Annotated in this window: 19 protein-coding genes and 1 other RNA gene; 2 read left to right on the top strand and 18 right to left on the bottom strand. The window is 50.6% G+C overall.

What is annotated here, in order from left to right; all coding sequences use genetic code 11:
• Nucleotides 1-19: 19 nt before the first annotated feature.
• From yqeH to GI364_RS15430, 10 genes are all read right to left on the bottom strand, one after another.
• A complete protein-coding gene (gene yqeH, locus GI364_RS15385) occupies nucleotides 20-1,318 on the bottom strand; it encodes a ribosome biogenesis GTPase YqeH (protein WP_198850135.1) in 1,299 nt (432 codons plus the stop codon).
• The gene (locus GI364_RS15390) at nucleotides 1,311-1,877 is read right to left on the bottom strand and encodes a YqeG family HAD IIIA-type phosphatase (RefSeq protein WP_198850136.1); all 567 of its coding nucleotides are present in this window, start codon (nucleotides 1,875-1,877) and stop codon (nucleotides 1,311-1,313) included. The genes yqeH and GI364_RS15390 overlap by 8 nt, the downstream gene beginning before the upstream one ends.
• 60 nt (nucleotides 1,878-1,937) lie before the next feature.
• A complete protein-coding gene (sigK, locus tag GI364_RS15395) occupies nucleotides 1,938-2,642 on the bottom strand; it encodes an RNA polymerase sporulation sigma factor SigK (protein ID WP_198854052.1) in 705 nt (234 codons plus the stop codon).
• 130 nt (nucleotides 2,643-2,772) lie between these two features.
• The gene (locus tag GI364_RS15400) at nucleotides 2,773-4,434 is read right to left on the bottom strand and encodes a penicillin-binding transpeptidase domain-containing protein (RefSeq protein ID WP_198850137.1); all 1,662 of its coding nucleotides are present in this window, start codon (nucleotides 4,432-4,434) and stop codon (nucleotides 2,773-2,775) included.
• A gap of 90 nt (nucleotides 4,435-4,524) precedes the next feature.
• Complete coding sequence (mltG, locus tag GI364_RS15405; protein ID WP_198850138.1) at nucleotides 4,525-5,625, bottom strand: endolytic transglycosylase MltG; 1,101 nt, start codon at nucleotides 5,623-5,625, stop codon at nucleotides 4,525-4,527.
• Nucleotides 5,626-5,754: 129 nt separating this feature from the next.
• Nucleotides 5,755-6,186, bottom strand: coding sequence for a Holliday junction resolvase RuvX (gene ruvX / locus GI364_RS15410; protein ID WP_198854053.1), 432 nt, complete (start codon nucleotides 6,184-6,186; stop codon nucleotides 5,755-5,757).
• A complete protein-coding gene (locus tag GI364_RS15415) occupies nucleotides 6,152-6,424 on the bottom strand; it encodes an IreB family regulatory phosphoprotein (protein ID WP_198850139.1) in 273 nt (90 codons plus the stop codon). Before GI364_RS15415 ends, ruvX begins: the two co-directional genes overlap by 35 nt.
• Nucleotides 6,425-6,563: 139 nt before the next feature.
• Complete coding sequence (gene alaS, locus GI364_RS15420) at nucleotides 6,564-9,194, bottom strand: alanine--tRNA ligase (RefSeq protein WP_198850140.1); 2,631 nt, start codon at nucleotides 9,192-9,194, stop codon at nucleotides 6,564-6,566.
• Between the two features lie 465 nt (nucleotides 9,195-9,659).
• Entirely contained in the window at nucleotides 9,660-9,947 is a 288-nt protein-coding gene (locus GI364_RS15425; RefSeq protein ID WP_198850141.1) for a hypothetical protein, read from the bottom strand.
• 147 nt (nucleotides 9,948-10,094) lie between these two features.
• On the bottom strand, nucleotides 10,095-11,168 hold the full coding sequence (locus GI364_RS15430; protein WP_233095815.1) for an AI-2E family transporter: 1,074 nt from the start codon (nucleotides 11,166-11,168) through the stop codon (nucleotides 10,095-10,097).
• Nucleotides 11,169-11,323: 155 nt separating this feature from the next.
• On the opposite strand from GI364_RS15430, the gene crcB (GI364_RS15435) reads away from it, so the two are divergent.
• Nucleotides 11,324-11,728: a fluoride efflux transporter CrcB gene (gene crcB / locus GI364_RS15435; protein WP_198850142.1), complete on the top strand. Its 405-nt coding sequence runs from the start codon at nucleotides 11,324-11,326 to the stop codon at nucleotides 11,726-11,728.
• A 3-nt stretch (nucleotides 11,729-11,731) separates the two neighbouring features.
• Nucleotides 11,732-12,103 carry a fluoride efflux transporter CrcB gene (crcB, locus tag GI364_RS15440; protein ID WP_198850143.1) on the top strand — a complete coding sequence of 124 codons (372 nt, stop codon included), beginning with the start codon at nucleotides 11,732-11,734 and terminating at the stop codon, nucleotides 12,101-12,103.
• A 91-nt stretch (nucleotides 12,104-12,194) separates the two neighbouring features.
• Here the strand turns inward: crcB (GI364_RS15440) and GI364_RS15445 are convergent, their stop codons facing one another.
• From GI364_RS15445 to hisS, 8 genes are all read right to left on the bottom strand, one after another.
• Entirely contained in the window at nucleotides 12,195-12,386 is a 192-nt protein-coding gene (locus GI364_RS15445) for a hypothetical protein (protein WP_198850144.1), read from the bottom strand.
• Between the two features lie 222 nt (nucleotides 12,387-12,608).
• Complete coding sequence (locus GI364_RS15450) at nucleotides 12,609-13,742, bottom strand: cysteine desulfurase family protein (protein WP_198850145.1); 1,134 nt, start codon at nucleotides 13,740-13,742, stop codon at nucleotides 12,609-12,611.
• A gap of 85 nt (nucleotides 13,743-13,827) precedes the next feature.
• Complete coding sequence (locus GI364_RS15455) at nucleotides 13,828-14,238, bottom strand: RrF2 family transcriptional regulator (RefSeq protein WP_198850146.1); 411 nt, start codon at nucleotides 14,236-14,238, stop codon at nucleotides 13,828-13,830.
• Complete coding sequence (locus GI364_RS15460) at nucleotides 14,235-15,527, bottom strand: replication-associated recombination protein A (RefSeq protein ID WP_198850147.1); 1,293 nt, start codon at nucleotides 15,525-15,527, stop codon at nucleotides 14,235-14,237. Before GI364_RS15460 ends, GI364_RS15455 begins: the two co-directional genes overlap by 4 nt.
• Before the next feature lie 7 nt (nucleotides 15,528-15,534).
• Nucleotides 15,535-16,578 carry a low-specificity L-threonine aldolase gene (gene ltaE, locus GI364_RS15465; RefSeq protein WP_370541787.1) on the bottom strand — a complete coding sequence of 348 codons (1,044 nt, stop codon included), beginning with the start codon at nucleotides 16,576-16,578 and terminating at the stop codon, nucleotides 15,535-15,537.
• 106 nt (nucleotides 16,579-16,684) lie between these two features.
• A non-coding RNA gene (ssrS, locus tag GI364_RS15470) (6S RNA) lies at nucleotides 16,685-16,862 on the bottom strand.
• 165 nt (nucleotides 16,863-17,027) lie between these two features.
• Nucleotides 17,028-18,842 (bottom strand): aspartate--tRNA ligase, encoded by a 1,815-nt coding sequence (gene aspS / locus GI364_RS15475; protein WP_198850148.1) that lies wholly within the window; start codon nucleotides 18,840-18,842, stop codon nucleotides 17,028-17,030.
• A 1-nt stretch (nucleotide 18,843) separates the two neighbouring features.
• Nucleotides 18,844-20,127 carry a histidine--tRNA ligase gene (hisS, locus tag GI364_RS15480; RefSeq protein ID WP_198850149.1) on the bottom strand — a complete coding sequence of 428 codons (1,284 nt, stop codon included), beginning with the start codon at nucleotides 20,125-20,127 and terminating at the stop codon, nucleotides 18,844-18,846.
• Nucleotides 20,128-20,250 lie beyond the last annotated feature (123 nt).

Here is a 20,250-nt window from a genome sequence, read left to right on the forward strand (position 1 = left end):
CATTTCAACTGGTAAAGTCTTAGCTACGGCGGCTTAACTCCCCGACCAGACGCGGACGTACTTGAGCAACTAATTGTTGAGGCAGCCACAATGTCCCGGAAATCCATTCACCAGAGAAGGTCATCCACCCCAGGCCAGGCAAGGTGATATCCCCTCCGCCTGCGGGGATCTGAATCCATTCTGCACCTTGATGTTTGACGGACTCGTTTGCTGGTGCACTCACGGGCTCCTTGACTGATGCACTCATGGACTCCCTCGCTGACTCCTGACCGTATCCAGCATTACGAAGTCCAGCATTACGAACTCCAGCATAACGGCGGGAATTGCGGGCACTCGTCACACCTCGTTTTTGCAGAGGTCCCACCGCTTCTCTACACGAGGGGCACGGAACCGCCAGAATGTCGTCTGCGTGGTCTTCCATGAAGTCGTCTGCCTTCTCCAGCTTTGTGCGATGTACAACCAGGTCGTTGCTCACATAGCACAAGACGGATTGAGAGGGTCCCTTTTCGAAATCGAAGCGAACGGCATTCCCCAAAAACAGCGTCTGTCCCTCATTCAACTGATAGACCCGAGGCCGAATTCTTGCAGAGGGTACCACGGTCTTCAAACAAGAGGGACACAGCATGTCACCAATGCGATTAGAGTGAATCAGTCCCGGGGTATCTGTTACTTTGACGTCTCGTTGTGACGGCAGGGCAAGAGTAAACTCCGTCAAACCAAGTGTTGTGCCAGGTACCTTCGAAACGGTAAAGACGGGCTTGTGTCCTTTGCCTCCATGCTGCAACAAACGATTGAGCACGCTGGATTTCCCGACATTGGCCATGCCCACAACATAGACTCTGTCCGAACGGGACTCATCAATCGTGTCAATGACAGGATAGAAGCCTATATCGGAGTGAGCGCTTGTAAACAAGACGTCGCTCACATGAATTCCGGTCTTGTCCACCGTCCGTTCTATCCACTCGGTCAACCTTAAATAATTCACCTCAGCCGGCAGCAAGTCAACCTTGTTTACCAGCAAAACAACGGTGCTTCCTGAAACAAACCGCTGTAAATCAGGCACAAGTGAACCGCTTAAATCAAACACATCAAGAACGTACAGAACAAGACCCGGTTGTTCTTTAATGCGGCTTACCTGCCGCTGGTATTCCTCATCCGGGACAACATTTCTCGAAAATTCTCCATAATGTGTAATCCGAAAGCAACGCCTGCAAACCGGTAGATCCCTGTTTAATGCCGACTCAGGAACATACCCCGGTCTGTCCTTATCCTCTGTTTGCAAAAGGGCACCACAGCCGACACAAAATTGTTCAGCCATTGTTGTCCCTCCCGTCCGGCTCGTGACGTCTCGTCGGGCCTTCAGGCGGTTGCAACGAATGTCTGAGCACTGTACGCATGACAAGTCTTTCTATCATCCGATTGATTCTCGTTCCCCACCATTCCTTCTTGTTGATTGGTACAACAAGAATCGTATAAATACCGCAGCGATTGCCGCCGCGGATGTCTGTAAACAGTTGATCTCCAAGCATCACGGTCTGCTCTGAGGGAAACCCAAATCGATTCATTGCCTCTTGAAAAGCATCCGGACGAGGTTTACGGGCTGTACCAATCGCTTCAATCCCCATCAGCTCCCCGAACTCGCTGACGCGTTTTCCTCTGTTGTTGGACACGATGCACAGTCGAAACCCGATGTCTGTTGCTTGTTTGTACCAGCGTACCAGACTGTCAGGTACGTGGGGGTGGTTCCAGGGAACAAGTGTATTATCGAGATCGCTTAAAATCAATCTCTTACCCGATGCCCACAACTTGTCCAAATCGATGGTGAATACAGACTCTACATATTCATCCGGCAGTATTTCGTCAAAAATTTTTCTCATGAGAGCCTCCGCGTAACTGTGTGTCCAAACTGTACCACAGTACGCGGCAGCTCGCCAATGTTAACCAATTCGACTTCCCGTCTTCATGTGAGTATTCAATTTATCCAGAGCCTTCCGCTCAATGCGCGACACGTAAGACCGGGATATCCCGAGTTCCTTGGCAATTTCCCTTTGTGTGTACTCCCGGCCGTTCGGTAATCCATAACGCTTGCACAGCACCTCTCGCTCTCGCGTAGCAAGCATAGGCAAAATTTCATACATTTTTTGTTTTTCCCAAGACAAATCCACCGTGTCGACAACATCGTCTGGGTCAGATCCCAGCAAATCCGATAAGGTCATCTCATTTCCTTCCTTGTCAGCGCCAATCGGGTCTTCCAGGGAAACATCCTTTTTCCGCTTCTTATTGCTTCGCAAGTACATGAGAATTTCATTGTCAATACACCTGGCTGCAAATGTAGCCAGCTTTGTGCCCCTGTCCGGAGTGTAGCGTTCCACAGCCTTTATCAGGCCGATAGTACCGATAGAAATCAGGTCTTCCGAGTCTTCTCCAGTTGTATCAAATTTTTTTGCCAGGTGTGCTACGAGGCGCAGGTTGTGTTCTATGAGATTGTTGCGTGCAGTCTCGTCTCCCTGCTGCATCCGCTCAACCAACTTTGCCTCTTCTTTACCAGAAAGGGGCTGTGGAAAAGCATTGTGCTTGACATACGAAACAAACAGCGAGATGTCCTTCAAAATCATTGTCAGCACCGCAAATAGTCCAGTCAGAATCGTTCACCTCCGTCGCTGAACTGACACAGGCCGGGACTTCTCTTTACATTCGTCCTCTTCTTCTCGCCCTTGCACTCTTTTTCGGATGTTTTTGGCACACGGCCGGCGCAAAAAAGGGGCGCTCAGTTTAGCCTATGACGTGAGGTGCTTGAAACTGCCTGTACGATGCCAATAAATCTTTTATCATGGCGTGAACCTGGCGATGGGCAGTGCTGTCTTCTTCAGACCCGACGAATATGCAAAAGGCGATTTCCGGCCGACGATAGGGAGCATATCCGGTTAGCCACGCATTGACCATGCCTCCGCTCACTTGTGCCGTTCCTGTTTTTACGGCCGGATTCGCTGCGTTGTCTGCAAGGTCAAAAGCCGTTCCGTTTTTCCAGTGAGCAGTCATGTACATGGCCCTGCCAATCCACGCTGCCGTGTTCTGTGAGACGGCGCGTTGGTTCCTTTGTCCTCCAAAATACCGTTTCACCTTATGATTTTTCTCGGCGTCTGTGACGAGTCGGGCATCTCGGTAGACTCCGCCTGCTGCAATGGTGGCAGAAAGGTTGGCTGCCTGAAGGGGAGATATTTTGACATCCTGCTGGCCAATGGCTGTGTGAGCAATCGCACCTTTCTCGGCCGGCCGATGCTTACCGCCAATGAATACATGCGCAGACTCCGCTTCAATCAGAACACTCTTTCCGTTCACGTGCTGCAACCCGTTGCCTAAGAGTCCAAAATTTCTGGCTGTCAAAGCCAGCGCCTTCTCACCGGCACTGATTCCAAGCTGTGCAAAGACCACGTTGCAGGAGCCTGCAAAGGCCTGTAACAGTGTCTCATGACCGTGCTTTCTCCAGCAATTGAGCGTAATTCCAGGCTCACTGAGACGTCCGTCACAATAGAAACTGTCTTGCGGGGAATTGCGATAAGAGTCCAAGGAGGCGGCTGCTGTAATCAGTTTGAATATCGATCCCGGAGTATGCACCTTTACAGCTTCATTACTTTCGGGTGCCAAAGTGTTGCGCGATGCCATCGCTAACACATCTCGAGTTTTCACGTTTAAGACAACCACTGCGCCACTTTTTATGCCATGTTTGTGCAGAGTGGATTCAGCGGCTTGTTGCCATGCGGGATCGACAGTCGTTCGAACGTCAATACCAGACCTGACTGGGAGCCAGAACAAACGGTGTGCCCAGTTCGTGTTCTCAGCCTCCGTCATTTCGCCCAAATAACCGGGATGACCCTGGCGCAAAAGATAGTCGAAAGTGTACTCGAGGCCGCTTCGTCCCTGCTCAGCCACACTTCGCACGCGGCTTGGCCAAATATCAGGCAGACCTACTCTGCCAACGACCAGAGCAGGTCTTGAAAGCGGAGCCGTTCTCTCGCTGTGGATGACAAAAGGCCCGCTTTTCGCCGATTTAACCTCCGCGACGTTGCCATTTCTCAATTTATGATTTCTGGACTTATCATTTGCAGGTTTGTGATTTCCAGCCTTGTCAGTTGTGGGTCTGTCGGCTGCAGATACAGGGCTGATATGGCCTGCAGACAGCCGGCTGATAGGAGAAACAGGTGAAGACGTAACTGTGCCGGACCATGGCAGTCCGTTTCTGTACAAGATGCGACCGCGACCGTCATCGATACGCAGGACACGCAGATGTTCCAAATCCGCTTGAATCCGCGGTGTGTGGCGGAGTGAATGCCGAACTACCTTCTCAGGAAACAGCATCAAGACAGCCAGACGGGTACTGAGAAGAAGCAGGACAAAGAAGAAAAGAAGTACGATTCTTGTAATTCTTGCTGACACCAGACTCATCCCCACTCACGTGATGGTCTGCTATAGCTTGCTTCAAAAGGTGGGGATATATGAGTGCTGGCGGATAAACAAAGGTAAGCCTTAGCCGTTCTTCTTATAATTTGCTCTGCTCTTCGCTTCGTTTTTCAGCTGCTGCTTGTAGGTTTTTGCAAAGTAGTGCTCTCCAGTGCCGTTGTATTTGGCTACGTAGTACAGGTACTGAGTGTGAGCAGGATGAATCACTGCGAGAATCGACTGCATACCCGGACTGGCAATGGGACCAGGCGGCAAGCCCGTATGAAGGTATGTATTATAGGGACTCTTAACCTTTAAATTCTTGTCTGACAGTTGTGCGCGATAACCAATGATGTATTCAATTGTGGAGTCAATCTGAAGCGGCATAGGAGGCTTGTGGTGTAAGCGATTGTTGATAACACTGGCAATTACGGGCCTCTCTGTTTCAACTTTCGCTTCTTTCACTACGAGAGAAGCTTTCGTTATCACTGTCCACAGAGGCTGATTTTGGGCCTGAATTGTCTTCATGTAGGGCTGAAGGTGTTTTTGAAAGTCCTGCAGCATCTCGTTCACAATGCGATGCGGGTCTTCATTTTTGTAAAACTGGTATGTATCCGGAAACAGGTAGCCTTCAAGGCGGTACCTGACGCCGCTTCGCTGCGGTAAATTCTTAACAAACGACTCGGTAAAAGTGCCGTGTTGAACTTGGTTGATAAAAGCGCTCTTTGAACAGATGCCGTCTTTTTGCAGTAAAGCACTCATCTGACTAACGGTATAGCCTTCAGGAATTGTGACTTTGATGGACCGGGTGTCGCCAGCCACCAGTTTGTTTAGAATTTCAGACAGGCTTGTCCCTTGGGAAATTTGATAGTCCCCTGCTTTAATTGCCGATCCCGCTTTAGACAACCGCACCCTAACCTCAAACATCAGCGCACTTTTGACTAGTCGCTTACTTTGCAAGTCTTTTGCTAGTTGCTTCACCGTTTCCCCACGCTTGACCGCAAACTGAATGGGCTTGCTGCCGGGCTCTGGCCGAGAAGCCTGATACGCCCAAACAAGGCCGGTCGCAACGGCCACTAAGACAACTCCAACCAGTATGAGGAGCCATTTTATCCATCTGCGTCTGCGGCGGCTGTGTTTCGGGCTATTGTTATTTTCCGGTGCATTTGCTGTCGTCTCGTCAGACAAACCACTTCTCCCCTTATTCTGTCAGACTCGTCCTCACGGCCTTGTGCCCAATGGGTTTGTGCCTGACGGTTTCGCGAACAGGTCGTCCGGTTTGTCCAAATCGCAAAGTTTGCGGTGAAGCCTTGCCGGTTATTTGTGTGCGGCTGCGTCAAGGTAACTCTGCAGCAGAACCGTTGCAGCGACCGCGTCCACTACCTTGCGTCTCTTCTTACGGCTCATGTCCGCTTCAATGAGCACTCGCTCTGCTGAAACCGTTGTCAATCGCTCGTCGTACATCTCTACGGGGAGTTGACTCTTGGCCCGAAGCACATCAGCAAACTGTTGGCACTGTAGAGCCCGCTCCCCCAGCGATCCATCCATGTTCTTCGGAAGTCCGACAACGATTTCTGTGACTTGTTCCGCTTGAACAACTTGCAAAATATCTTCTATTGCTTGGTTATCAGAACGTCGACGAATCACGCCGTAGGTCTGTGCTAAAATCCCCATAGCATCACTCTTCGCTAACCCTATTCGTGCCAAACCGTAGTCAATTGCCAGAATCCTCTTTGGCGTATTCTGCATACGCACGAACCAACTCCTCAATGAGTTCGTCTCGTTCAATACGGCGAATGGTATTGCGAGCATCCATATGACTCGTAATGTATGCAGGGTCACCGGAAATCAAGTAGCCTGCAATTTGATAGACAGGGTTATAACCCTTCTCGACAAGTGCGTTGTAGGCTAAAATAAATGCTTCCCGTGCGGCGTCATTTTCCGATCTGGCTTCAAATCGCATGGTCTCATCTGATCGAAAACCCATGGTTTTCACTCCTTTGTTCGAAGCCAAGCACTGCAACAAGAATGTTGCAGCGCCATACTTCATGATACATTCTCTATATCCCTTCGAAATTCCTCTATCTCAGACCCGAACTGGTCCTCACGACACCCATTTGCGAGAACTATACGACTGCTGCCTGCTGCACCAGGCTTGGTACTAATTCCACCGCTTCAGGAAGCTTCGACTCGTCTTTTCCGCCCGCTTGAGCCAAATCGGGACGACCACCGCCGCCGCCGCCCGTTACAGCAGCGACCTGCTTCACGATGTTGCCAGCGTGCAGTCCTTTTGCATGCAAGTCCTTCGACACCGCCGCCACGAGTTTCACTTTGTCACCACCGCTTCCTAACACAATTACGTAGCTTGGCATAGCAGATTTCAATTCATCCACTAGTTGCCGCAGCTCATCCATGTCTGTATCGGGAACAATGGCAGTCAGAACTGGTATGCCGCTCACGTCCTGAACCTGGTTTCGCAAATCGGTTGCTAAATTACGATTGAGTTGTGCCTTTAAGCTGGCAACTTCCCGGTCTAACTGTTTGTGTTCATCGAGGAGTCGTTCGATTCTCGCAACCAGTTCTGGCCTGGTTGTCTTCAAAAGCTCGGCGGCATCATTCATCACTTGTTGTTGTTCCAACGCATACCGATATGCGCCCTCACCTGTCACTGCCTCGATTCTGCGAACTCCTGAGCCAATTCCGGTTTCAGAGACAATGCGAAATTGTCCAATCAAACCGGTTCGAGCCACGTGGCAACCGCCGCAAAGCTCCATGCTGTAGTCTCCAGCTTTCACGACACGAACTCGACTGCCGTATTTCTCACCAAAGAGAGCCATGGCGCCAAGTTCTTTCGCGGTTTCCAAGTCTGTCTCAAGTGTCTCTACTTCATCATCCCGCCACACCGCTTGGTTCACGCGCAGTTCAACGTCAGCCAATTCCTCTTTACTTAATGTACCAAAGTGCGAGAAATCAAACCGCAGCCGGTTGGGCGTAACCAACGACCCTGCCTGCGTTACATGAGTGCCCAGCACCTCTCGCAACCCTTTGTGCAACAAATGCGTGGCTGTGTGGTTTTTAACTGTCCCGCGGCGAGCGCTTGCGTCCACCGAGGCTGTGACCCTGGACGCGGATGAAAGTGTGCCAGTTTCAACTTTCACTCGGTGCAGATTTTGTCCATGGGGTGCTTTCTGCACATCAAGAACGACGACTCGCAAGCCGTCTGCTTCCATCACACCCGCGTCAGCCACCTGTCCGCCGCTTTCAGCGTAAAACGGAGTCGTATCCAGTATGACATACGCTTCGTCGCCAGGGGAAACCGATTCGCAAAACTCTCCGTTCTGGACCAGAGCTGTCACAACACTCTCCGTATTTAAGGTGGTATAGCCCACAAACCGGCTTTCATCCGTAAAGGACTCGAGTACCCCCCGGTCCGTATTCATACCCTCAGTTGTCACTCTGGCATTGCGCGCGCGGCTGCGCTGCGCCTCCAGTTCTGCTTCAAATCCTGCTCTATCCACTTCTATACCTTGTTCTCGGGCCATTTCCTCTGTAATGTCCAGCGGAAAACCGAAGGTGTCATAAAGCTGAAAAGCATCTTTCCCCTCAAGCCTTCCCTTGCCACTGTTGCGGACTTCCTTAAGCCATTTTGTGAGCAGATTCTCGCCTTCCTCAAGTGTCTCGTGAAAGCGTTCCTCTTCGGTACGAATGACCTTTGTGATAAAGCTCAGTTTCTCGCGCACATCTGGGTAGTCGGCCCCCATTAGCTCGGATACCACGTCTGCTAGTTTATACAAAAACGGTTCATTCAAGCCAAGTTTGCGGCCGCTTCGTACGGCTCTTCTCAACAACCGGCGAATGATATAGTGACGGCCTTCGTTACCAGGCAAGACCCCGTCACCGATGGCAAAGGCCACTGTGCGAACGTGATCGGCAATAATTTTAAAATGTACATCCTTACCGTCTTCAGAAGTAAACTCCTGACCTGTGAGCTTCTGCGTTTCTCGAATCAGCGGCAGAAACAAATCCGTTTCGAAATTAGTATCGACGTCTTGCAGGACAGAGGCGACGCGTTCGAGCCCCATGCCCGTATCAATGTTCTTTTTCGGCAAGGGAGTGTATTCACCGCTGGCATCCTTGTTGTACTGAGTGAAAACCAGGTTCCAAATTTCCAGATACCTGTCACAATCACAGCCAGGCTGGCAAGTAGATTCACCGCAGCCGTATTTTTCGCCCCTGTCGTAAAAAACTTCAGAACAAGGTCCACATGGCCCTTCCCCAATCTCCCAGAAATTATCTTCTTCGCCTCTGTAGATGTGCTCGGCTGGTACACCCACGTCGTCGTGCCAGTGATGAAACGCCTCATCGTCCGAGACATGGATTGTGACAAACAGCCGTTGTGAATCCATCTCCAGATACTTGGTCAGAAATTCCCACGCCCAAGCAATGGCATCTTTTTTGAAATAGTCGCCAAAAGAGAAATTCCCCAGCATTTCAAAGAATGTCTGATGTCTCGCTGTGTGTCCCACATTCTCAATATCATTTGTACGGATGCATTTTTGCGAACTGACAATCCGAGGATTCTCAGGGATTTCTCGTCCGTCGAAGTAGGGCTTCAGCGGCGCCATACCGGCGTTGATCCAAAGCAATGTTGGGTCATCTTTTGGCACAAGACTTGCACTTGAAAAAACGGAGTGACCCCTCTCCTCGAAAAATTGTTTATAAAGCCTTCTGAGTTCCTGTCCTGATAGACTCTTCAACTTTTACACCCCTCATTTTGGCCGGTATTTTGCACAACCGCGGATTCACAACCCATAAAAGAACAAAAAAACCTCTTCATCCCAACAGGGACGAGAGGTATTTCTCGCGGTACCACCCTGGTTCAGAAACTGCTGAGGCCGCTCACCACCAACGGGCCCTTTGCAGTTGCTGCAACTCACAATCGCTGTAACGGGCGTACCCGGCGCTTTAGGCGCACTCCGGACTGGCTTCGATTTCCTCTACTCCGGAGCACCTCTCAGCCTTGGGTTTATATCCCGCTGGTACTCTCTCTGAACGGAGTCGCGTCAAGAAACCTACTTGGATCCGTCAACGTTCTCAACAGTTTAGATTGTACATCATTGTAGCCAAGTGCAAATCAGTTTGTCAAACACACCAACGGACAACCCCAACATCTTCAACTGAGTAACAGACAAAGTCACAGACTGAGTCACAGCAGTAGGTTCTTATACTGGGTGTCCGCCTACCACTTTCAACACTGCAATCAGCAGCGCTACGGCGGGAATGAAAGCAAACAGTACGAGCAGACCTGCACGACGCATGGTAGATTCTCCGCCCTTTGCCAAAACAACGAAACCGTACACCGACAGAATAAATCCAACGGCACCCAGCACAAAATACAGGGTGTCAGTAATTAGCGCAACAGGTTGTGACAGGGCTCTCCATACCCAAACGGCCAGAAAGGCAACCAAGTCTAATCCCGATGCAATCACTAAAAAGGCAGAGATACGCACGAATACACCTTCTCTTTGAGGTGTTGTCAAAATCGTTTTTTATTCTGCCACGTGCCAGCCGGTCTGTCCAGCACCCGGGGAAGAAATGTGCTGGTTTCAGTCCACTACGACTGCCAGTTTCGTCAGAACGCCTCAATCGCCTGCATCTTATTCGATGTGCAAGCGCTCTTCCCGAATCTCCTTAACCTGACGAATCACAACTTTCACCACAGCGACAATCGGAATTGCAACAATCAATCCGAGTACCCCGCCAAGGTTTCCAGCAACCAGAAGAGCGGCCACAATCAGCATGGGATGCATATCCATAGTGCGCCCCATAATCTGCGGTGACACGAGATTTCCCTCCAATTGTTGCACAATGATATTGACAATCAGCACCTTAATGGCCATTTGCGGGCTGATAAAAAGCGCGAGAATAACGGCGGGAACCGCCCCAATAAAAGACCCTATATATGGAATCAAGTCAGCGATACCCATGAAGGAAGCTAGTGTAATGGCGTATGGCATTCGAATCACCAGCAATCCTGCATAGGTCAAAATTCCGACTATCAACATAATTAAAAGTTGACCTCTAACATATCGGCCCAACATTTCATCAATGCCGATGAGCACCCGCTTCACGTCATCCTGGTAGTGCTTTGGCGCTAAATGAACTACGACTCTCCCTAGTGCTCGAGCATCCTTCAGCATGTAGAACACGAGGAAAGGAATGACGAACGCAATGAAAATCGCGTTGACGGTGCTTGTAATCATTTGCAGAATTTGCCCGGTCTGTTTCGTGATGCTGGTCTCAACTTGATTGATTGCGCCTTCTACACCCTGCCGCAGAGAATCAGGAAGGTACTGCTTTTGCGCTGTCAAATTGTCAATCCATTTGTCTGCCTGATGCACGAAGACAGGTGCGCGGTTTATCAGTTCTGTAACCTGGCGGCTTAACAACGGGATCAAGTTCATGACGACAACGACAAAGAATAACGCGAAAGAGAAATAAATGAGAAGGATAGCCACACTGCGAGGAACCTTTCGTTTCACCAAAAGCTCAACCACAGGGCGCAGAATATAAGCGACAACAAGTGCTCCGACAAAGGGAATGACCAGCACTTGCAAAACCGCCCAGATATCCGAAAAAAAGCCGCGGAGCAGGCCCACCAGATACAGGCAGACTAACGTCACCAGCACCGAAATGAGAACGCGAAAGTAACGGTGCGAGAACAGTTCCATGGCCTGAATCCCTCCTTGGCCAAAAAGTCTCTATATTCCTTCAGTATATGCAGACAAGCCGCATTTCATTTGTAAGCCGTGCGACGATTCATTGATACTCTGGGACAATCTCACGTATACTGTTGCAATGAGTATAAAAAAGGGGGAGAGGCGCGATGCCTTATCTTGCAGTTGCCGTCGGCGGGTTTATCGGTGCCATCCTTCGCTATGGTATTGGGGAGTGGATTGGTACTGTACAGGGATTTCCCATTGCAACCTTACTAATCAACGTTTTCGGGTGCTTTGCTCTGGCCTGGTTTTACACGATTACACTGGAACGCTATTTCATCCATCCGCACATTCGGCTGGGAGCAGGTACTGGACTCGTCGGTGCCTTTACCACCTTTTCTACCTTTTCCGTTGAAACCTGGGCATTGATACAAGGCGGGCTCTATGACCTCGCAGCAATTTACATCGTTGCCAGTTTTGTGCTCGGGCTGACTTTTGCCTATTTCGGATACGGTTTGGCCCGGCGTCAGGCACGCCTGCGCTTTGTCGGCAACCCGGAACGGGAGGGCTGACACATGGCGTTTTTGCTGGTGGGCCTGGGTGGTTCCATAGGTGCACTGTTGCGCTACCAGATTTCCAGATGGATTGACATGCGGGGTTTTTGGCTTTCATTTCCCACGGCCACTTTGATTGTCAACATTACAGGGGCGTTTTTACTTGGCTGGTTGACAAATTCTATAGCAGGATTGTTTCCAAGTCTGGGATCGGCGCCAATGCTCTTTTTGGGTACGGGCGTATGCGGTGCGTACACCACCTTCTCGACGTTCACTTATGAAGCACTCATGTTGTTTCAGGAAGGACGGGTGCTCGCAGGAATCACCTATATGTCCTTATCCTTCTTACTCGGAACGGCAGCAGCGGCAGTGGGACTCTTTGGATTCAAGTAAAAAATAAGCAATAAATAGGGCACCGCAAAAGCGATGCCCCGAATGTCGTCCACAAAGCACTTCAACTATGTGTACCTTGCAACACTATGTTCTAAATAACTTCGCTTCCACACTCCATACAATCAGTCATCTCATCCACCGAGACCAGCGACCCATCCTCAGCGACCTCGTAGACTTTGACTTCTTCACCGGCTACGTTGAATTCCATGAAACAACCCCAGCAATAGTACTGGTTTGCACCGATTTTGCCGATGTCGCGGCAGTTGCACTGTGGACATCTCATATTTCCCGTCTCCTTTTTTCATAAAGACTTGAACTACAAGTATCATTTCCAACGGCGTCCAACCGTAAACAAGCCATGGACCAAATAGTATCCCATCCCACAAAAATTTTCGTGTGCAGAAATAATTTTTGTGGACAACTATTATAATGAAATTGTATCGAAACCGCAGTATCGATGCAATGCAACAATTGTCAATGATATCTTCAATACCGTTATTGAATTTCAAACCAGTTGGTCTACGACTGATTGGACCACCTGTGCTGCTTCCCTTGCTTCGTCTGTCGTAGTCATGCCGGAAAAACTAAAGCGCACCGATTCACGCAGAACGTCCTCTGAAAAGCCGCATGCTTTAAGAACGTGACTTGGCTGTAAACTTCCGGCTGTACAGGCCGATCCCGCTGATGCCTCAACACCTTCCAAATCAAGCCTCATCAGCAGTACATCGTTTGCCACGCCGCGAAAGCCCACATTCAGAATTGACTTGGCCCCGCTTTCCGGACTGTTCCGGTACACACCTGGTATTTTACGAATTGCGTCCCAAAAAGCCAGATTGGCCTGCTCCATCTGCTGAAACTCGCGTTGTCGACCTGCTTTTAATTGACGCGCCGCTTCGCCAAAGCCTGCAATTCCAGGGACATTCTCCGTACCTCCGCGCCTTCTCCGTTCCTGATTTCCACCGCGAGCAATCGGTTTAAAAGTCCTGTCATTTCGGATGTACAAGGCTCCCACACCCTTTGGACCATGAATCTTATGAGAAGAAAAGGAGGCAAAGTCCATATGTATCTCTGCGACGTTCACTTCCTGAACTGGAAGTGCTTGTACCATATCTGAGTGGAACAGTACCTCAGGATGCTCCGTCTTAATCTGCTGAGCCAACTCAACGATGGGTTGGACAGCGCCAGTCTCATTATTGACTGCCATAACCGAAACGAGCAGGGTGTCTGTTCGAACGGCCTCCAGCACTGCCCTCGCGTTCACGCTGCAATCGTTCCCGACGGGGATGTAGGTGACCTCGACGCCAAGTTCCTCAAGCAGTTCACAGGTCTGCAGCACAGCATGATGCTCTATGGCTGTGGTAACCATGTGGCGTTTTTTCGGATTTGCCAGAAAGGCGCCGAGCAAGACCTGCTGCACCGATTCCGTACCGCTGCTGGTAAACACAATTTGGCTGCGTTCGGCCCCAATCAGGTTAGCGAAGTGTCCGCGAGCCGATTCAACAGCTGCCTTTGCCCCCCGGCCGCGGCTGTGCAGACTGGACGGATTGCCATACTCACCCTCCAAGTGCCGTCGCATCACCTGTACCACAGAAGGATACATCTCCGTCGTGGCTGCGTTGTCTAAATAGATGGCTTTCATATGCTTAACCTCATCACCTGCCAAATTTCAATATCCGGGTCAAGTGGCTGCCGTGCATCACGTTGCAACAGTGAGGCGGCAACACCTAGATATAATACATAAAAGCACCGTCATATTCTTGCTTCATACCAACCAAGTCCTCAAGTGTGATGGATTCCATCACATTCAGCAGGGACTTTCGTAAACGTCTCCATAACTCATCTAGTCCGTCTTCTACATCTTCGTCTACCAAAGTCAGGGGACCTTCCAGTGTAAGAATCAGGTCTGCCACGGTAATTTCCTGCTGGCTCTTCGCTAATACGTAGCCTCCGTAAGCCCCGCGAATGCTGCGCACAAACCCCGCATTGCGCAAAGGAGCAATGAGTTGTTCAAGGTAGTGTTCAGACAAGTGTTGGCGTTCCGCGATTGATTTCAAGCTGACAGGAGAGGTCCCTTCATTCATGGCCAGATCCACCATTAGCATAAGTCCATAGCGGCCTTTGGTCGAAATCTTCATCCCTGTGACTCCCCTTTATCCTTGGATTCCTCTGTGTAATAATGACGCGGTTCAAGGTCCTGAGGCCAATAGCTCTGCTCTACATAGTGCCCTGGGTAATCGTGAGGATACAAGTAGCCCTCGCCATGCCCTAACCGAGCAGCGCCGCTGTATCCTGTGCCTCGTAAGTGCAGCGGAACGGATAAGGAAACACCGGATTCAACATCTTCAAGGGCTTTGTTAATAGCAGTATACGCCCGATTGGACTTTGCAGTCGACGCTAAATAGGCCGTCGCCTCTGCCAACGGGATGCGTCCTTCCGGCATCCCAATTGCCTCAATTGCGTGATAGGCGGCCACAGCAATGGACAGTCCTTGCGGATCGGCCATACCAATATCCTCACTGGCAAGGATAATCAACCTTCGTGCAATGAATTTCGGGTCCTCTCCACCCGCTATCATTTTGGCAAGCCAAAACATTGCCGCATCGGGATTGGATCCTCGAACAGATTTAATGAACGCTGAAATTGTATCGTAGTGTTCATCGCCTGATTTGTCATACAACACTTGCTTTTGCTGCAAAATGGACTGAACCTGTTCCAGAGACACATCCACGCCGCCGTCCGCTCCAACGGGCGCTGACAATGCTACCATTTCCAGAGCATTGAGCGACCTCCGCGCGTCACCGCCGCTCATTTGAATGAGCCAGTTTTCGGCTTCCTCACTTAGACGAACGTGCAGCTTTCCGAGACCGCGTTCCTCATCTGCCAAAGCCCGGTGCAGGAGGCTGCGAATGCCGTCAACGCTAATGTGACGAAGCCGAAAAATATGCGATCTCGATAAAAGCGCGTTATTAACCGACGTATATGGATTTTCTGTCGTTGCCCCAATCAGGGTTATCAGGCCCGCTTCGACGTGAGGCAAAAGGGCATCCTGCTGCATTTTATTAAAGCGGTGGATCTCGTCGATGAACACAATGGTTTTACGACTATACATAGCCTGTGCTTCCCTAGATTCTTCTACGGCCTTGCGAATATCAGCGACCCCGGAGGTCACCGCATTGATGACTTCAAAGCGGGCTTTGGTCAGATTGGCAATGACCTTTGCCAGAGAAGTCTTTCCGGTACCTGGGGGTCCCCAAAAAATCAACGACACGAGCCTGTCAGTTTCTATCACACGCCGCAACATGGTTCCGGGTCCAACGACATCCTCCTGACCTACCAACTCATCCAGCGACTGCGGTCGCATTCGATATGCCAGCGGAGCCGTCTCTTCTGCTTCTCTTTGCGCTTGATAGCTGAACAAGTCCATTCTTGCTTTATCTCTCCTCTGTCATCACTCTCTGAACAACCTGTTTAGCGGCGGCAATATCAACTGTAGACACGTCATGATGCGTTACAAAGCGCACGCGCTTGGCACCAAATCCGTTGGCCAGAACGCCGTGACGCTTCAAGGCAGAAACAAATGCAGTTGTGTCCACGCTCTGCTCCAATTCAACAATCACAATATTCGTATCCACTTTATCAGGGTTTACAGCAATTCCCTCAATCTCCGCCAAACCGTTTGCAAGTTTCTTGGCATTGTCGTGGTCATCCTTCAGTCTGCTGCGCATTTCTTCTAATGCAATGAGTCCTGGCGCGGCAATGACACCTGCCTGACGCAATCCGCCACCAAGTCTCTTCCTCCATTTTCTGCAACTTTCTATAAATTCGCGGGAACCGAGAACCAATGAGCCAATTGGTGCACACAAGCCTTTTGAGAGACAAATTTGAACCGTATCCGCATAGGCAGCAATCTCTCTTGGAGGCATATCGAGTGCAACGGCCGCATTAAACAGGCGGGCACCATCCATATGTACAGGAATTCCATAACTGTCTGCCACTTTTCGCAAGTCCTGTAAGTCCCTGATTGGCAGTACAGCCCCCCCTGCACGGTTGTGTGTATCTTCAACAGTAATCAGCGCAGTACGCGGTTGATGGATATCTGTGTCATCTCGAATGGCAGCTTCAACGGCTGCCGCACTCATACTTCCTCGATGACCTGCTACTTGTCTGATTTGTGCGCCAGTAAAAACGGACACCGCTGCAGCCTCATACATAAACACATGGGATTCAGCCTCGGCAATGACTTCTTCTCCGGTTTTCACATGACTTGCTATAGCTACTTGATTTCCCTGGGTACCGCTTGTCACGAACAAAGCGGCCTCTTTTCCCAGCAGGTCTGCAGCTGTCTCCTCCAGCTGGAGAACAGTCGGGTCTTCACCGTAGACATCATCGCCGACTTGTGCGCTAGCCATCGCTTCACGCATGGCTTGAGTCGGTTGAGTCACCGTATCACTGCGTAAATCAATCAGTTTATCCACGTTCCAGCCTCCATCTCCCACTTTAGGTCTGTCTCTCCCGTCTGTCTTCACAGTGCTCATTATACAATAAAAAACGGTACCTTTAGGTACCGTCTCATTGTACACGCAATGCCCCGCCCATGCCGTGAAACCCATAGTTTTGAACCTGCTCTCGCAGGTGGGTGCCCTGCTCAACCGAATGCAGAGTCCCGTAACGGGCATTCGCACGCGACCGAGACACAGGCTCCCTCGTTTTGGGTGTTGGCTCAAAACGAAAAGGGTTCGCACCAACAGCGCAGGGCGCTGTGTCAATCAACTTCTGTAGTTATGTTACCACCATTGCAAGGCGAAGGCAACACTGAGATGCCTCTTTTGCAGGCATCTGACTTTCCATATTCAGGAACCCATATGTGTTTACACAAGTTGCCTCAAACGCCAAAAGTCTACTCGCTGTACGTGACCAAATGAAACTAACCGTTCACCTGCTGGGCTTCACTTTTCTCGATTTCAAGACTCAACGTATGCAACTGCTCTGAGCTGACTGGAGCCGGTGCATGAATCATCAAGTCACTGCCGCGGGACGTCTTGGGAAAAGCAATAGAGTCCCGGATGGAATTGCGCCCGCCCATCAACATCACAATCCTGTCGATACCAAGGGCAATCCCGCCATGTGGAGGCGTCCCATACTCAAATGCGTTGAGCAAAAAACCGAACTGCTCATACGCTTCTTCCTTCGTGAAACCCAAAGCCGAGAACATCCGTTCCTGAATGTCACGGCGGTAGATACGCATGCTGCCGCCGCCAATCTCGTATCCGTTCAGCACCATGTCGTATGCAGCCGCTCGAACACTCCCCGGGTCCGTGTCGAGCAGATGTAAATCCTCTTCACGCGGCATGGTGAATGGATGATGCTCTGCAACGTAACGTCCCAAATCCTCGTCGTAACTGACCAGAGGGAAATCTGTGACCCACAAAAAACGAAACTCATTGGGGTCGGTCAGTTCAAGGTCTTGCCCAAGCTTTTGTCGCAGCGCTCCCAGGCCCTGCCTGACCGTCTTTTTGCTGGCTGCAGCAATGAGAATTAGGTCACCTTTGTCTGCTCCGAGAGCAGTTGCAATCTGCTGCAACTGCTCTTCGCTGAAGAACTTTTGAATGGACGATTTAATCTGGCCATCCTGCACAGCAATGGTTGCCAACCCTTTTAATCCATATTGCTTGACGAAATCTGTCAAGGCGTCCGTCTGTTTGCGCGAATACCCGGCACATGACGGTGCCACCAGAGCCCTTACGACACCTCCATCCTCCAAAGCAGACGTAAATACTTTAAAGTCTGTGTCTTGAACAAGGTGGCTAATGTCCTGAATCTCCATGCCAAACCGTAAGTCCGGTTTATCTGACCCATACCTGTCCATAGCATCTTCATAAGACAGGCGCGCGAACGGGACTGGAATGTCTTTCTTCAGCACCTTTGCGAAGACTTCCTTCATCATGCCTTCCATCATGGCCTGAAATTCATGCAGCGGAATAAACGATTGCTCGATGTCAACCTGTGTAAACTCAGGCTGTCTGTCCGCCCGCAGGTCTTCATCCCGAAAGCATCGCGCCACTTGATAATATCGCTCAAGTCCGGAAACCATCAGAAGTTGCTTGAAGAGTTGGGGACTTTGGGGCAACGCGTAAAACTCACCCGGCTGAAGCCTTGACGGGACCAAATAGTCCCTGGCGCCCTCAGGAGTGCTCTTAGTGAGCACCGGTGTCTCCACTTCAACGAACGATTCATCATCCAGATACAGCCGCATCGCCCGGATCACCTGGTGCCGCAATCGGAGCATTTTCTGCATTTCCGGCCGACGCAAGTCCAGATAGCGGTGTCGCAAGCGCACTGACTCGTCTGCATCGATACCGTCCTGAATGTAAAACGGCGGTGTTTTTGACTTATTCAGCACGGTTACATCCATTACAGTAACTTCAATATGCCCTGTCGCAATCTTGGCATTGACTGCATTTTCGTCTCGCTCTACAAGGATTCCGCGCACGGCGACCACGAACTCGCTGCGCAACTGATTGGCTGTAGACAAGGCATCTGCCGGTGTCCCCTTGCTGGTGTCAAATACCAGTTGGACAATTCCAGACCTATCGCGAAGGTCAATGAAAACGATACTTCCCAAATCCCGGCGACGCTGTACCCAGCCGTTCAAAACAACCTCCGTCCCTGAAGGCACATTTACTGTTTCCACGGCCAAGTGTGACCTGACAAACTTGCTTTTATCATTTGCCTGATTCATGTTAAACCCCTTTCTGGCCGCGAGGCTCAGTCATCTGTGCAGTCACAATTTCCATCATCTGTTCTACCGGAACTGTCTCTTGCTCTCCTGATGCCAAATTCTTCAGCGTCACCGTGCCGGCATTCACTTCGTCTTCCCCCGCTACAGCCACAAACTTTGCCCGTGCCCTATCGGCTGCCTTAAACTGCGCCTTCAGGCTGCGTTTCAAATAGTCTCGGTCAGACTGAATTCCACGCTCCCGAAGCGACTGCACCAACTTTGTTGCATAGGACTCAGCGGTCTCGTCAGCGAGCGCGACGTAAACATCCATACCTGCTTTATCTTCTGACCGCTTCCCTTGTTCTTCAAGCAGCAAAATGGCTCGCTCCACGCCTCCAGCAAAGCCAATCCCCGGCGTCTCTGGTCCGCCTACGTCTGCTACTAGTGAGTTATACCGCCCGCCGCCAGACACGGTGCCGAAGTCTTGTGCAGTGACTTCCCAGGCAGTCCTGGTGTAGTAGTCAAGTCCACGAACAAGCATTTCATTAATCTTGTAGGGTACGAGAAGCACATCCAGATGGCGTTTTACATCATCAAAGTGTTCAGCACAGTCATCGCAAAGGGAGTCAAGAATGGTTGGTGCTCCCGCTTTTTCAAGAACCATGTGACAGCTTTTATTTTTGCAGTCGAAGATCCGCAGGGGATTGCGTTCCAGCCTGTCCTGACAGTCCTTACACAGCTCCTCGCGGTATGGCGTGAGGGCAGCGATCATCGCTTCCTTGTGCTTTGGACGACAGATTGGGCACCCCACGCTGTTTAACTCAACCGTTAAATCGGAAGCACCTGCGCGAGTCAAAATATCCATGTTTAGAGCAATGACTTCCGCATCCAACGCAGGGCTGTCCGTTCCGAACACCTCACATCCGTACTGGTGCAACTGCCGCAACCGTCCCTTTTGCGGCTTTTCGTAGCGAAACATGGGACCAATGTAATACAGTTTAGAAATACCAGGCTGACCGTACAGCTTATTTTCCACGTACGCCCGTACCACTCCGGCTGTCCCCTCAGGCCGAAGGGTAACACTGCGTCCGCCTCGGTCCGTGAAGGTGTACATTTCCTTCTCGACAATATCCGTGGTCTCTCCTACACCGCGCTGAAACAACTCGGTGTGCTCGAAAATGGGCGTACGAACTTCGGCATAGTTGTACGTCTGGAATACCTGGCTTGCAATCTTCTCGAGTAGCTGCCAGGATTTTGACTGCTCCGGCAACAAATCAGCTGTGCCGCGCGGTCTTTGAGTCAACATGCTCTCCACCTCTTTCGACAATCTAGCAACATTTTGTTTCCTTTTCTCTATCTCATTGCTGTCCTGAAGGGTTGTTTCATGACAAATAAAAAACGCCTTCGCCGCCTGTCTTCCAGACAGGGA

Source organism: Alicyclobacillus sp. SO9, from assembly GCF_016406125.1.
Lineage (GTDB): Bacteria > Bacillota > Bacilli > Alicyclobacillales > Alicyclobacillaceae > SO9.